Genomic DNA, 14,448 nt, shown 5'->3' on the forward strand with positions numbered 1-14,448 from the left:
TAAGCTTGCTCGGCGTTGTCTAAAATAGAAATTTTTTTTTACATACGTGTGTTTTGCGATTTTATATCGAAAGCATCGCGGAGCGCTACCGTTATGAGATTAAATGCGTAAACCACCAACATAATAGCAAGGCCGGGGATAATTGATAAGTAGGCAGCATCCATAATTATATAGCCATAATGTTCGCGTATCATGCCGCCCCAGGTGGGGGTAGGGGGCTGGGCACCAAAGCCCAGAAAACTTAAACCGGCCTCTAACAATATTGCCGATGCGAAGTTAGAAGAGGCCATCACTAAAATAGGGCCCATAATATTGGGTAAAATATGGCGGATAATAATGCGTGTGTTACCATAGCCAAGCGCTCGTGCGGCCTCAATATATTCCGTTTGTTTTATGCTGATAACCTGCCCGCGTACCAGCCTTGCCACTTCAACCCACATGGATAAACCTACGGCCACATAAATTTGCCACAGGCCCTTGCCCAATGCAAAGGATATGGCCAACACCAGCAACAGGGCGGGCAGTGACCATAATATGTTCATCAACCAGCTTAAAGCGCCATCTATCCATCCACCAAAATAACCCGCTAAAGCACCAATTGTAACGCCGATAAGTAAGCTGATGATTACGGCCATTACACCTACAGAAAGAGATATGCGCGCGCCTAATATCAGTCTGCTTAAAATATCGCGCCCATAAATATCTGTACCCAGCCAAAAGGTTTTTTGGGCGATGTGATGCGATTTTATCTGATCTTGAAATCTGACGTTTGCGGCTTCACCGGCGTTTAAAGTTTTCTGCCCTATAATTACTTTGCCGCGCTTGTAAACAGGCTTTATACCGCTTACCACTTCGTAGATATTGTAGCTGCGCGTTTCAGGTTTATCTTCATCGCCTATATACTCTTTTACAAGGATCAGATCTTTATCAAACCTATAACTTACTATGGGTAGCTCTGTATAAACCGCGGGTTGCCCGTACCATACCTTGGTAAAAAAAGATACCGTATCAACATACTCCGGCTTTTTAAGCCGAAGCATTATAAAGCTGGTCCCGGGTTTTTTAAGGCTGAGTTGTATAGTTTGATTATTGGCCAGCGGGGTATCATCGGGCATTATTAAATAACCCAATGCTGCTATAACTGATGTAATGATAATAAAAGCGAGACCCACTACTGCGAATTTGTTTCGCTTAAATACTTTCCAGGTGCGCTGCGCGGGGGTTAATTCAGCCAATTGTTTAATTGTTTGGCTAAATATCGTTTAATAAACAGCTATCGGCAAATCGGGTTCAGAAAATTTCAATAGAATGATAGTGGGGTAGTTTGCTACCTTACCATCCGCCCCTTCCAAATATACTTGCTGTTATTACTGATAAGGCCGATATAAACAAGGTATATAACATGCAAAGGCGAAACGAGCAGAATCAATGGTACCATACCGGGCCTTTTAAAAAACAGCATTATTGGAATGAGGAACCACGCTTCGACCGCAATTTTAAGCGCGAATTGTAGCAGAAAAAGCATAAAAATATCATAACTAAAAAAGCTAAGCGCAGCACTTATCAGCAATGATATATTGAATAGCCATATCCCTACTGCTAAGGCCACTATTTTTTTATCTTTATAACGGGTTGATTTTGATGCCCAGCGCCGGCGTTGCTGCAAAAAGCTTGATAAATTGTGCTTGGCGTGGGTATATACCACAGCATCTGTAAGTTTTGTAAAACCAATTCGCCCGGGATAGCGCAGCGCGACTTTTTGGAGCAACAACTCATCATCTCCCGACGCAAGGTCATCAATACCTTTAAAGCCACCAACTTCATAAAAAAATATCCTTGTGGTAGGCGAGATTGGCCCCATTACAAGTTGAGGCGCGACCATTACCTATAAAAGCGGCACCAACGCCAATAAGGTACGAAAACTCAAGCGCCTGCATACGTTCAAACAGGGACCTTTCTTCAAAATAGCTAACCGGCGAAGAGATCATAACCGGTTGTTCGGCCTCAAAATACCCAACAATAGTTGATAGCCATTTATTGCCCATACGGCAATCTGCATCAGTGGCCACCATTAAATCACCTGTTGATAGGGCAATGGCTTCGCTTATTGCTTTCTTTTTATAGGAGTTAAGCGGTTGGTCCTCATTTAGCTGAAGAAGCTTTACGCCCCGGTCACTATAACTGCGTATAATGTCTGCAGTACGGTCGGTTGAGTGGTCGTCAACTATTATAATTTCGGTAAGATGTTTAGGGAAGTCCTGCGCTAAAATATCGTTAATAGTTAAATGGATGGTTTCCGCCTCATTACGTGCCGCTATAAGTACAGTAACCCGCGTTGTAAAACCTGATGGATTTACCCGTGGTGTTTTTAACGCCGCCCATCCCCTTATCAGATATAAAAGCACCAGCAGGTATAAACCGGTGAGCGATAAAAAAGCGATACTAAGCGTTACGATCAAAGAATTTAATATTTAGCGTAAATACTGAACCTATTATTGCCGGAAAAATAAGATTTATCAGCCAGATTGATGCAAAAGCAGCAATTATAGCCACATGTTGATCGGTCACGTAGGCAAATACTGTTGTAGCTACCGCACTGCGCACAGCGATATCAAAAATATCAAGAGAGGGTAATGCAGATTGTATAAAGAAAACAATAAATACCATCAAAAACACTTCGTACATAGGTATTTGCGGAATAAGCAAATGGATGACCAGATAATATTGAGAAGAGAAAATGAAAAACCGGCCAAGACAGAAATACATAATTGTACGCAGTTCGGCAAAGCGGTATCTGCCCATTATCTCAAAAAATCGATGAAATTTGCTGAGAAAGGGAATACGGTCAAGCAACCAGACCGCCCATTTAATATTAAAATAAAGTATCAGGAAGAACGCGATAGATGTACACGAAAATACAAATGCGCCTGTCATCATCAGCGTGTTTAAATTTAGAAAAGAATAGGCAAACCACGCCATGGCAATAAAGCCGAGCACATTGGTAATAACATTTTGTCCAAACGCACCTACCGCCATTGCAAATACACCATGAATACGCTTGCGTGGTGGCAGGTACATAACCCGGCCTCCGTACTCGCCAAAACGGTTAGGCGTTATAACAGCCCAGGTGAGGCCGCAAAATACGCCTTCAATAGATTCCCATAAGGTAATTTGTGCCAGATTACGGGTAAGGTATTTCCATTTTAAGGCTTCCAGTGTCCAATTAGCCACCATTAAAACAACAACCAACGACATTATTGCTATAACATGCCCTTGCGGAATATGGCTTATCAGTACTTCAAACTGTTTTAAAGTATCCCCTTTGTTTACGTATTGATGAATGATAAAATAACAGGCAGCACTAAGTATAGTGGCTTTTAGCGCATAGGAGATAAACTTTTTGGTAGTAGCGGTCAATTCAGAAATATTTGTGCAAGGTACAATTCAAATGGCTAAATTGTTTGCCGGGGGCATATTACAATGCGTTAATAATGATACCTACACTGTAGTATTATAATCGCATCGTTGTCTATTTTATAAACCAACCTATGCTCTAAATTAATTCTCCGCGACCACCATCCGGTAAGATTATGGCGTAATAATTCGGGCTTTCCGTTTCCTTCAAAAGGCTGGCGGTCAATGTCTTTTATTAAAATGTTTATTTTCTTTAGCAGAGCCTTGTCGGTGTTTTGCCAATACAGGTAGTCTTCCCAGGCATCTTCCAAAAAAATGATCTTCATTCTTCAATAAGATTTCTTTCCTTGGCATAGCCTTTATTGTAATCTGCAATGCCTTTTAATAATCTTGCAGCGTTGTTAGGGTTTTTTAGTAGGTAAAATGTTTCTTCCATGCTTTCATAGTCAGATTTTGAAAGCACTACAACATCTTCTCCCTTTGCATTGGTAACAAATAGAGGTGTATGATCATTTCTAACCTTATCTAACCACGACTTTAATTGTTGGCGAAAATCGGAATAAGTTGTAATCATAAGTTTCTTGTTTAGTTAAAGGTAACTACTTATTTTCTATTGTACAAATTATTGTACAATAGAAAATATTACAACCCCATCTCTTTCTTCAAAAACTTACCTGTAAAGCTGTTCTTTACTTTACACAAACCTTCTGGGGTGCCCGAGAAGAGTATCGTACCACCACCTGAGCCACCTTCCGGGCCAAGATCTATAACATGGTCAACTACCTTTATAACGTCAAGATTATGCTCAATAACTAATACGGTATTGCCTTTGTCAACCAACTGTTGTAGCACACCAAGCAAAACATTAATGTCTTCAAAATGCAGACCTGTGGTTGGTTCATCTAAAATATAAAAGGTGTTGCCGGTGTCTTTTTTAGAAAGCTCTGTAGCCAGTTTTACTCGTTGCGCCTCGCCGCCAGATAGGGTGGTTGATGCCTGCCCTAAACGGATATAACCCAAACCAACATCAAGCAGCGTTTTTACTTTACGATAAATAGAAGGGATATGCTCAAAAAACGGCACAGCATCCTCAATGCTCATATCCAACACATCGCTTATTGATTTGCCTTTGTAGCGTACTTCCAAGGTTTCGCGGTTATAGCGCCTGCCGCTACATTCCTCGCAAGGCACCTGCACATCAGGCAAAAAGTTCATCTCAATAACTTTCATACCCGCGCCCTGGCAGGTTTCGCAACGGCCGCCCTTTACGTTGAACGAGAAACGCCCCGGTTTGTAACCGCGGATCCTCGACTCAGGCAAGGCAACAAACAAATTGCGAATATCAGAGAAAACACCCGTATACGTAGCCGGGTTAGAGCGCGGCGTACGGCCAATAGGCGTTTGATCTATCTCAATAACCTTGTCAATATGTTCCAGTCCTTCTATTGTTGCAAAAGGCAACGGGTGCTTTTTAGCCCTAAAGAAGTGATGATTAAGGATAGGATACAGCGTTTCTGTTATAAGGCTGGATTTACCACTGCCTGATACGCCTGTAATGCCTATCAGCTTACCCAAAGGAATGTCTACACTCACCTTTTTTAGGTTATGCCCTGTCGCTTTTTTAAGCGATAACGTTTTACCGTTGCCCTCGCGTCGTTTTTGGGGGATAGCTATTTCGCGCTCACCATTGATGTAGGATGTAGTAAGGGTGTGTTGCGCCATTAATTGCGCCGGAGTACCTTGCGCTACTATTTGGCCGCCATGTACACCGGCTGCCGGGCCCATGTCAATAACATGGTCGGCTTCCAGTATCATGTCTTTATCGTGTTCAACAACCAATACGGTATTGCCCAGGTCGCGCAGGTTTTTAAGTGCGTTTATCAGTCGCTCGTTATCACGTTGGTGCAGGCCTATGCTTGGCTCGTCCAAAATGTACATCACATTCATCAGTTGCGAACCTATTTGTGTAGCCAGCCTTATACGCTGCGCCTCGCCGCCTGACAGCGTTTTGGCAGTACGATCAAGCGTTAAGTAGCTTAAGCCCACATCAAGCAGAAAGCCTATTCGCGCGCGGATCTCTTTCAATATTTCTTTGGCAATAATATTCTGGCGCTCATCAAGCCTGCCCTCTAAACCGGTAAACCAATCGCGCAGGGAGATGATATCCATGCTTGATAGTTCAAAAATGTTCTTATCGTCAACCTTAAAATGCAGCGATTCTTTTTTCAGGCGGGCACCTTCGCAGGTAGGGCAGGTTTTCAACACACGATAATTTTCCATATCGTCCATACCTTCGTCGTTGCGGCGCTCCTGCTGCTCTTCCAACATACGGATGATGCCCTCAAAGGTTATCTGGTAGCTTTGAACGTTCCACTTGTTGTACTCAACGGCTACGGTAAGCAGCTCTTGCGTGCCATTTAAAATTATATCCAGTTTCTCCCGGTCCAGTTTTTCTATCGGGACAGAAAGCGAGAATTCATATTTTTTTGCCAGCGCTTTCAACACCTGGAAGATCCATGTTTCGCGGAACTCGCCCAAGGGTGCCAGGCCCCCATTCATAATAGTGAGTTTTGGATTAGGTATAACCGATGCTTCGTCCACCTCAAAAATATAACCCAGGCCATTACACTTATCGCAGGCGCCGTATGGCGAGTTGAACGAGAAAGTATTAGGTTGCGGTTCATCGTATGAGATTCCCGAAACCGGGTCCATCAAATACTTGCTGAAATAATAAACGTTATTGTCTTTATCTGCTATGCGGATAATACCCTTTGCGGTTTTTAAAGCGGATTGAATGGAATCATAAAGGCGCTTGCTGTCGCTGGCGTTCACCATCAGCCGGTCAACCACAATATCAATATCATGGATCTTGTACCTGTCTAACTGCATTTTAGGTTCTACATCGGTAATAGCACCGTCAATATAGACCTTTAAATAGCCCTGTTTGCGTATCTGCTCAAACAACTCGCGGTAATGCCCTTTTCGTGCCTTAACCACCGGGGCCATTACATTAATGGGTTGCCCGTCAAACCTGTCTAATATGGTTTTAAAGATCTGGTCCTCGCTCATGCGCTCCATTTTCTCGCCGCTTATATACGAGTAAGCTATGCCGGTACGGGCATAAAGCAAGCGCATAAAATCGTAAATCTCTGTAATGGTGCCCACAGTTGAGCGCGGGTTCTTGCTGGTTGTTTTTTGCTCAATTGCTATAACCGGGCTCAAGCCCGAAACTTTGTCAACATCCGGCCGTTCCATACCGCCCATAAACTGGCGCGAGTAGGCAGAAAATGTTTCCATATAACGGCGCTGCCCCTCGGCATAAATGGTATCAAAAGCCAGGGATGATTTGCCGCTACCGCTCAGGCCGGTAATAACTACCAGCTTGTTACGCGGAAAAGAAACGTCTATGTTTTTTAAATTATGTACCCGTGCCCCGTATACCTCTACTTCACTCTGCTCGCCCAGGTCGATGTGTTTGTCGTCCATATTATATATAAAACCGTTGCCGGTAAAAATGCTAAAAATTTAAGCAAATATAAGCAAAAACAGATGCGTTGCCGGATTGCCAGATTCTTTTAATACACAGAATACAAATTGTTTTTATGTTAACAGTGAGGTTATACGGCAAGCGTTTCTTTGGTGCGAAAATTAAAAATTTATTACAAATGAAAAAAACGTTACTTGGCGTATTAGCTTTTGCAGCTATCAGCGTTGCTGCCTGCAAAAAAAATAAAACTGAAATTCCTGATGAAACCATTACCTACCCGGCGATGGCCGAAGCAAGTGACCCCGCATTGTTAATGACTACCGCTGCCGGTGTTAAAGTTTACAACGGTGGCTACGGCTCGGCAGTTGCTGCTGACCCTAATGATCCCACTGTTTTTTACCTGATGACAGATCGCGGACCGAACGTTGCCGGTACTACTGTACCCGGATCAATAATCTTAGGTAAATCAGATTTTACCCCTGCAATTGGTAAATTCAGATTGAAAGACGGAAAATTGGTGTTAGAGCAGGTCATCAACTTTAAAAATGCTGCAGGTGCTAACTTAAATGGTTTACCCAACCCTATCGGGGCCGGAAACACAGGCGAATTACCTTATGATTTAAACGGGAATGCGTTAACAACCAGTGAAGATGGCATTGACTCTGAAGGCTTAGTACGCGCAAGCGACGGCTCTTTTTGGGTAAGCGATGAGTACGGCCCGCATATTGTACATTTTGATGCCACAGGCCGTACAATTGAACGTATTAATCCATTTGGCAGCGGCACAGGCGGCCGTAAAATTCCATTGGTATTTGCACGCCGCAGGCCCAACCGTGGTATGGAGGGATTAACTATTACACCTGATGGTAAAACGCTTGTAGGCTTAATGCAATCGCCTATGTATAATCCATCAAAAACTGCCGTTGCTAACTCATTAGTGCTGCGGATATTAACATTTGACATAGCCACCGGGACAACTAAACAATATGCTTACTTAATGGATAATATCACACTTACAGGTTGCAGCGAAATATTGGCTTTAAACGCCACTACCTTCCTTACAATTGAACGTGATGGTTTATATGGTGGCGCAGCAACTAATCCCGCTACCTTCAAAAAGATATTTAAAATTGATATTTCCGGCGCTACCGATATTTCTGACGCTGCAAATACCGCTTCTGGTAAATTATATGGAGGCAAAACAGTTGAAGAACTGAATGATATGACGGGATTAACCGGCGCGGGCATTATCCCGGTTACAAAAACGTTGGCAATAGACCTTTTAAAAGATCTTCCAACGGTTTATCCGCATGATAAGGCAGAAGGTATTGCATTGCTTCCGGGTAATATACTTGCAGTATCAAACGATGACGACTTTGGCGTTGTAGATAATGGCGCAAGCGGTTTTATGGCAAAAATATTAGCGAGCAGCGGCAGTGTTGACCACAACCGCATTTACTTTGTAAAGCTTAAATAATTGTTAAAGCATAAAAAAGCCCGGCTTGCCATTGGCAACCGGGCTCGCATGTGCTCCGTAAAAATGGTTAATTATACGCGATAAAATTTTTTGGCTCAAACTTTACGAGTGTGTAGTACTCAGAGTAGCCATACTTTTTGGGTTTAGCAATAATCTCTTTCATTGCTATTATACTATACACGTAGTTGCCCGTCTCGCGGTTCAGCTTCATCATAAAGTAATTGTCCTCGCTTTGGCTGTTTATTGCCCTTTCCAGTTTAACAGATCCGTTGTTGTAAGCCGCGGCTGCTAATGTCCAGCTGTTAAACTCGTCATACAGATCATTAATATACCTGCATGCCGCAATTGTTGATTTCTCAATATTCTTGCGCTCATCAACTTTGCGGTTAACCTTTAGGCCATAAGTACGTGCGGTACCCGGCATAAATTGCCATAAACCCGACGCTCCCTTTGGCGAGGTTCCCTCTCTTAAACCCGATTCAACCAGTGGGAGGTACTTAAAATCCTCTGGTATGCCGTGGGCTTTTAAAATAGGCTCAATAATAGGAAACAGCTTTAATGCCTTAGCATGCAGTATATTAGACTGAATGTTTTTAAAATTGTGTTTTGTAAGTGATTTCTGTAATTTTCTGTAAACAGTTGCGTTAACGGGCATGGCCTCGTTAGCAAAGCTGTAACCCTTAATTGCTTCAGTAGTTTTAGTGTTAATAACCAAATTGGGTATTACGTACGCAACCGGCGTTACTGTTTTTGGCGCGGGTTTTGTTACTATTGAGCTGGCAGTGTTAAGCTTTAAAATGATTAGCAGCACCACTATTACGGAGCACGTAATTAAGTGTTTTTTCATCATTTTTTCTTCGTTTTTTAATGAACTATTGGGTAAAATGTTTTGCAAAGGTATCTTATATTAAGCACATTGTCAAACACTTATCATAGGCTTAGTGTTTTGAGAAATTTAAAATAAGTTAAAAATCGCGGTTTAAAGTGGTTTAAACGCAGTTTTTGAACCGGCAAAAAAAATTGAAAAAAGCCCCGTTTTGGGGCCTAAAAACGCTATCTTTGCGGCTTCACGCTGCGAAAGCGCAATCAAAAAATATATGGTATTTAAACGACCAACAAACAGTCGCGACGACAAAAACGGCAAGTCATCAAGCCGCAGTACAAAGGGAGATGATAGTTCAAAAAGACCCTCTTCGTCAAACCGTGGTAGCTTCTCAAAAAGCACGGACAAATCAAGCAACAGCGATTCTAAAAAAAGATATTCAAGCGGCCCGGCTGCTGAACGGAGTGCTTTCTCGTTATCAGGCGAAAAGAAAAGCTACGGTCCGCGTAAACCTTACTCAGGAAGACCGACCGGTGATGATGATCGCCCTAAAAGAAGTTTTAGCGGCGAAAAGAGTGAAGGTAAAACTTTCGAGCCCCGTAAAAAACCGTATTCCGGCCGTTCAGCCGATAGCGGCGAGGACAGACCAAGGAAAAGTTTTGGCGGCGAAAGAAGCGAAACCCGGAGTACAGATTCAAACAGAAAACCTTACGGCACACGCTCAACAGGTAGCTCTGACGATAGACCAAAAAGAAACTTTGGCGGAGACAGGAGTGAAGGCAGAAGCAATGACGGTGATAGAAAACCATACGCAAGCCGTTCAACCGAGGGCGCTGAGGACAGACCTAAAAGAAATTTTAGCGACGACCGCGGGCCGAAAAAACGTTTTGAAACATCATACGAGAAAAAACCCGAACGCGCAGGTGGCAGCACTGATAAACCAAAAAGAGCTGGTTTTGAATCGCGCGGTGGAAAGAAATTCGACAACGGCGCAAAACCGGGAGCGTTTAAACGCGATGGTGACAAACCTTTCCGCAAACCAAGGGCCGAAGGTGACGATTCTGAGGCGCCGGTTAGAACCATGCGTAGCAAGAAAGCTACCGAACCAAAGGAAAGTGGCCTGATCAGGCTGAACCGTTACATTGCTAATGCAGGCATTTGCTCAAGGCGTAAGGCTGATGAGCTGATTGAAGCCGGCGTAGTATCTGTTAATGGCGAGGTGATAAATGAACTGGGTTACAAAGTTGATCCGTTTAAAGACGAAATTCGCTATAACGGCGAAATGCTGAAACGCGAAAAGATGGTTTATGTATTGTTAAATAAACCTAAAGACTATATAACTACTACAGATGACCCGCAGGAGCGCCGCACGGTTATGCATTTGGTTGAAAAAGCCAGCCGCGAACGCATTTACCCGATCGGCCGCCTGGACCGCAACACCACTGGCTTATTATTAATGACCAATGATGGTGATCTGGCCGATAAATTATCACATCCGCGCAGCAACATAAGTAAGTTGTACCATGTTGAGTTAAGTAAAAGTGTTTCGCAGGGCGATTTGAACAAAATTGGTTTCGGCGTTGAACTGGAAGACGGCCTTATTAAACCTGATACGGTATCATACGTGGCAGGTGGCTCGAAACGCGAGATAGGTATACAGATCCACAGCGGCAAAAACCGTATTGTGCGCCGTATATTTGAAAGCTTAGGTTATGAGGTAGTAAAACTGGATAGGGTGGTATATGCCAACCTTACCAAAAAAGATCTTCCGCGTGGCCGCTGGCGCTTTTTAGATGAGAAAGAGATCATCCAGCTAAAACATTTGATTAAGTAAAATATATATAATTGTAACCCCTGCTGTTGTGTATATCATATAGTTTGGACACCGAAGTGCCGATTTCGTGTTCTACGCGATGTTGTTGCCGATACGCTTGAAAATAAGATATAAGCGATTTGTCAATGAAAAGAGGTAGAAATATTGGAGATGAATATTCAGCCAGATCACATACACTTGGTATGTAGCATCCCCCCAAAGCTGAGTGTGAGTGATTTCATGGGGTACTGAAGGAAAAAACAGCAATACTGATGTTCAAGAATTATCCAAGTCTGCGCAAAAAGCCATATTGGGTGATCATTTTTGGAGTCGGGGTTATTTTGTGATTACAGTAGGAGTGGATGAAGATCGGATAAAGAATTACGTAAAATATCAGGAAACAGAAGAACGGAAAGAAGACGGCTCAACAGATCTGAAACTTTTCTGAGGAACACCCTTTCAGAGGTTAGGTAAGGCCCCCGCCTTAGGTGGGGGCTTTACCTAAATCGTTATTTTTTATCTGCCAAAACCCAAAGCATCAGAACCGAACGTTTAATGATCTATTTAATGTTTATTTGTTTTTTGCCAAAACCCAACCTCCCGTCCATATCGGTACCTTCTAAAAGTAACGTGTAAGTTGCCGCTTTATCTGCACTATAAAAAGTTACGGTAGCTTTACCGTATTTATCGGTAACAACATTAGGTTCCCAAAAAATTGTGGAACGGATATCAGTACCTACGCCCGCAGTTTTATTTTTTACGGTATATTTTGGGCTATAAAACTGTTTAGCTAAAGCGAAGGGCAGCGTTCTAAGTAAATAAGTGCCCGGCGTTACCTGCATAAAAGGGCCTTTTTTTGCCCTGGTGGTAATTTCAAAATAGGCAAACGCGTTAGACCTGCCCATTCGTTCTTTGTTGGTTTCGAATGAAGCGCTATAAGCAGCGGTAAATTTGTTGTTTATCATTAGCTCAATACCTGTAATATCTTCGGCAGTAAAGAATTCAAGGTAACTTTTTATATAGTTGTATCGCTTAGTGTCTCCGGGGGTTTCCATCATTTCATCATAAAATCTATCCACGTCTGTTCCGTCTATAATAAAATGTACTTCCTGGCTACGCAGTGTATAGCTCTGTCTCCATGGTTTATGCTGGTTTGCTATAATGGCCTGCGCGGCACGCCCTTTTTCTGGAGGTGATAGCAACGCCAGGTCTCGTGCTATATCATTTGCCCTCATTGGGCTTTCAGGATATTCCCGTTTAGGTGGTGTAAACCCCGCGACACCAAACCCCGGGAATTTTTGTCGCAATAGTTCGGCAAGGGTTATCTTATCCGCTTTTTTCAACTCCTCCTCATCAATTACTACATCTGCCTCACCCGCTCCGTTAAGGTTTTTTGACTCCTTTACAACTTTTTTTGCCTTAATATTCACCTCATTTAACGCCATGCCTTCCCCTTTGTATTCTGACAGCGCTTTTGATTCCGCCGTCTTTAATCGCGAGTTATTTAATGCAATACTATCCAGGTTTAAATACCATGGGTTAACCGCTTGCACGGGCGAAAAGGTGGGCAGCTTTAACAGGTCCATTTCAATCCCTATATTTATTTCCTTGCCTTTTTTATTTCTCGCCTGTAGTTTAAAAATAGCGGTGTCAACCGGAAACAGGTCTTTAAAAACAAAGCGCCCCGTATTGTCTGTCATCGTATCTTTAATGGTGAGGGGTTTAGTGGCAAATAGCACCACATTAGATTTTTCAATTGGTTTGCCAAATACATTAACAACCCTGCCACTAACCGTAAACTCTTTTTCAAATTTAAAAGCAAAGGGCAGCTTAGGCTGAAAGGCCTCTTTCCAGTCGTAACCCACCCAGCCCTGCGTAAGCATTAAATTATCCAGGGCGCGTTCGGCATGGCCGGTAAAATAATAGCCGGGTTCTTCAATATTACCTTTCAGATCAGCAGTAAGCAGCAGGTTGGTTAGAATATTGCTGCCCATACTGTCAAGCTTAACCTGGTCATTATCTGTAACCGCCAATGAAAAATTTCCCTGTATTGGCGCGCCGTCTTTATCGGTTACTTTTATTGCTAACGCGATACTATCGCGTATGCCATAGGAAGTTTGATGGGGGGCCACTACAACGCGCATTTCGTCATGATGATTGATAAAAGCAATGCGCTCGTTAACGGGCAGATTGGCAGCGTCAATTAAGCTAAAACTCACAATACCCGTTGGAAACAAATTTTTAGCAATAGTTTTATTTAAAGGAAAATTACCGACGCTTTGTGCGTAACACACCACTCCCCTTGAGTGTGCAATCAGGTAGTAAGGGGCTGTATTATTACCGGTTGCTGCGATATGTATTTGTAAAGAGTCTGAATTTGTTAAACTTACCGCTAAAGATGTTCCGCTTAATTTAACCACCGGCAAAGCATAAGTTTTAACAATACCATCCACTTTTGCAAAATAGGTTTCGCCGGCAACAGGCGTAAACTCAAAACTACCCATGCCGGCGTGGGCGGAGGCGAAAACCACTACTTGCATTCCTTTAGCATCCACTATCCTGCCACTAACATCAACACCTTTGCCATCTTCGCCAATGGCCTTAAAACCAAGCCTTGCAGGCAAACCGGCTACTAATTGCCCACCTTCGGGCATAAACTGCACATCAGTGTTTTCTTTGCGGTTAATAAGCACAGGAATGTTTAACAGCCCGCTACCTGTAGTATGCGCCTGGATACTTAAAGCGCCAGTTCCTTCGGGTAAGGTAAAATTAACAATAACGCCACCATCAACGCCGGTTGTAATCTTATCTTTTAACAGATTCCTGCTGCCGTTCGTCACCCTCAGCTCAACATCCTTAAAAGCCTGTATCCTTCCATCAAGTAAACTGAACAACAGCCCGGCTTCTACTTTATTGCCAACCTGTTTAAAATTGGCTTTAACCAGCAATGGGTTATTTGCGCTTTTTGATATGGTAATGGTTTTTTTAAAAATATAATCCTCGCCAAAATTGCGCATCCAATTGGTATAGGCGCGCAATGTATAAGTGCCGCCGGGTACTTCCACGCTGTCCAGCGCTATATCCCCCCATGCCAGTCCGCTTATTACGGGCACCATTATTCGTTTGGCGTATTTACCTTGCTCATTGTCCAGTTCAACGTAAAGCAGGCCGCTGCGGTCAGCAGGCGTCAAATAATCAGCATTCAATAAATATCCTTTAAAACGCAGGGTGTCTCCAAGGCTATAATGTGGCTTATCTGTTTGCAGATATAGTTTTTCAATGGGCTTTAACTCGCGGATGTTGGTTAAGGCGGTGGCATATCCTTTTAACTTATTAGCCGGTGCCTGCTGGGCCTGCACAACGCTGCACAAAAAGCAGATGCTTAAAAAAAGCAAACAAGTAAAATGGCTCAGCGGGTGTTTTGTCATCGGTTA

Annotated in this window: 11 protein-coding genes and 1 pseudogene; 3 read left to right on the plus strand and 9 right to left on the minus strand. The window is 43.1% G+C overall.

The genetic code is table 11. The features are described 5' to 3' along the window. Nucleotides 1-38: 38 nt before the first annotated feature. From ACVW2L_RS19145 to uvrA, 7 genes are all read right to left on the minus strand, one after another. Complete coding sequence (locus ACVW2L_RS19145; protein ID WP_457129554.1) at nucleotides 39-1,235, minus strand: ABC transporter permease; 1,197 nt, start codon at nucleotides 1,233-1,235, stop codon at nucleotides 39-41. A 92-nt stretch (nucleotides 1,236-1,327) separates the two neighbouring features. Next, nucleotides 1,328-1,861: a glycosyltransferase family 2 protein gene (locus tag ACVW2L_RS19150; RefSeq protein WP_457129555.1), complete on the minus strand. Its 534-nt coding sequence runs from the start codon at nucleotides 1,859-1,861 to the stop codon at nucleotides 1,328-1,330. After that, nucleotides 1,821-2,459, minus strand: a complete 639-nt coding sequence (locus tag ACVW2L_RS19155; protein ID WP_457129556.1) for a glycosyltransferase — start codon at nucleotides 2,457-2,459, stop codon at nucleotides 1,821-1,823. Before ACVW2L_RS19155 ends, ACVW2L_RS19150 begins: the two co-directional genes overlap by 41 nt. Next, nucleotides 2,443-3,417, minus strand: coding sequence for a hypothetical protein (locus ACVW2L_RS19160; protein WP_457129557.1), 975 nt, complete (start codon nucleotides 3,415-3,417; stop codon nucleotides 2,443-2,445). The genes ACVW2L_RS19155 and ACVW2L_RS19160 overlap by 17 nt, the downstream gene beginning before the upstream one ends. 68 nt (nucleotides 3,418-3,485) lie before the next feature. After that, entirely contained in the window at nucleotides 3,486-3,740 is a 255-nt protein-coding gene (locus ACVW2L_RS19165) for a Txe/YoeB family addiction module toxin (RefSeq protein ID WP_457129558.1), read from the minus strand. After that, nucleotides 3,737-3,988, minus strand: a complete 252-nt coding sequence (locus tag ACVW2L_RS19170; RefSeq protein ID WP_457129559.1) for a type II toxin-antitoxin system Phd/YefM family antitoxin — start codon at nucleotides 3,986-3,988, stop codon at nucleotides 3,737-3,739. The genes ACVW2L_RS19165 and ACVW2L_RS19170 overlap by 4 nt, the downstream gene beginning before the upstream one ends. 68 nt (nucleotides 3,989-4,056) lie before the next feature. Then, complete coding sequence (uvrA, locus tag ACVW2L_RS19175) at nucleotides 4,057-6,900, minus strand: excinuclease ABC subunit UvrA (protein WP_457129560.1); 2,844 nt, start codon at nucleotides 6,898-6,900, stop codon at nucleotides 4,057-4,059. Between the two features lie 179 nt (nucleotides 6,901-7,079). On the opposite strand from uvrA, the gene ACVW2L_RS19180 reads away from it, so the two are divergent. After that, a complete protein-coding gene (locus ACVW2L_RS19180; protein ID WP_457129561.1) occupies nucleotides 7,080-8,378 on the plus strand; it encodes an esterase-like activity of phytase family protein in 1,299 nt (432 codons plus the stop codon). 67 nt (nucleotides 8,379-8,445) lie between these two features. Here the strand turns inward: ACVW2L_RS19180 and ACVW2L_RS19185 are convergent, their stop codons facing one another. Continuing rightward, nucleotides 8,446-9,228, minus strand: coding sequence for a lytic transglycosylase domain-containing protein (locus tag ACVW2L_RS19185; RefSeq protein WP_457129562.1), 783 nt, complete (start codon nucleotides 9,226-9,228; stop codon nucleotides 8,446-8,448). A gap of 247 nt (nucleotides 9,229-9,475) precedes the next feature. On the opposite strand from ACVW2L_RS19185, the gene ACVW2L_RS19190 reads away from it, so the two are divergent. Beyond that, on the plus strand, nucleotides 9,476-11,035 hold the full coding sequence (locus ACVW2L_RS19190; RefSeq protein ID WP_457129563.1) for a pseudouridine synthase: 1,560 nt from the start codon (nucleotides 9,476-9,478) through the stop codon (nucleotides 11,033-11,035). A 3-nt stretch (nucleotides 11,036-11,038) separates the two neighbouring features. Beyond that, a pseudogene (tnpA, locus tag ACVW2L_RS19195) lies at nucleotides 11,039-11,462 on the plus strand (IS200/IS605 family transposase). 112 nt (nucleotides 11,463-11,574) lie between these two features. On the opposite strand, the gene ACVW2L_RS19200 reads toward tnpA, so the two are convergent. After that, the gene (locus ACVW2L_RS19200; RefSeq protein ID WP_457129564.1) at nucleotides 11,575-14,442 is read right to left on the minus strand and encodes a hypothetical protein; all 2,868 of its coding nucleotides are present in this window, start codon (nucleotides 14,440-14,442) and stop codon (nucleotides 11,575-11,577) included. Between the last annotated feature and the right edge of the window lie 6 nt (nucleotides 14,443-14,448).

It is taken from the genome of Mucilaginibacter sp. HD30, from assembly GCF_054061755.1.

Excerpts from the sequence above, each read along its gene's own strand:
- ACVW2L_RS19185 (WP_457129562.1), bottom strand. The coding sequence starts at position 9,228 with ATGATGAAAAAACACTTAATTACGTGCTCCGTAATAGTGGTGCTGCTA.
- ACVW2L_RS19150 (WP_457129555.1), bottom strand. The coding sequence starts at position 1,861 with ATGGGGCCAATCTCGCCTACCACAAGGATATTTTTTTATGAAGTTGGT.
- uvrA (WP_457129560.1), bottom strand. The coding sequence starts at position 6,900 with ATGGACGACAAACACATCGACCTGGGCGAGCAGAGTGAAGTAGAGGTA.
- ACVW2L_RS19200 (WP_457129564.1), bottom strand. The coding sequence starts at position 14,442 with ATGACAAAACACCCGCTGAGCCATTTTACTTGTTTGCTTTTTTTAAGC.
- ACVW2L_RS19190 (WP_457129563.1), top strand. The coding sequence starts at position 9,476 with ATGGTATTTAAACGACCAACAAACAGTCGCGACGACAAAAACGGCAAG.
- ACVW2L_RS19170 (WP_457129559.1), bottom strand. The coding sequence starts at position 3,988 with ATGATTACAACTTATTCCGATTTTCGCCAACAATTAAAGTCGTGGTTA.
- ACVW2L_RS19165 (WP_457129558.1), bottom strand. The coding sequence starts at position 3,740 with ATGAAGATCATTTTTTTGGAAGATGCCTGGGAAGACTACCTGTATTGG.
- ACVW2L_RS19180 (WP_457129561.1), top strand. The coding sequence starts at position 7,080 with ATGAAAAAAACGTTACTTGGCGTATTAGCTTTTGCAGCTATCAGCGTT.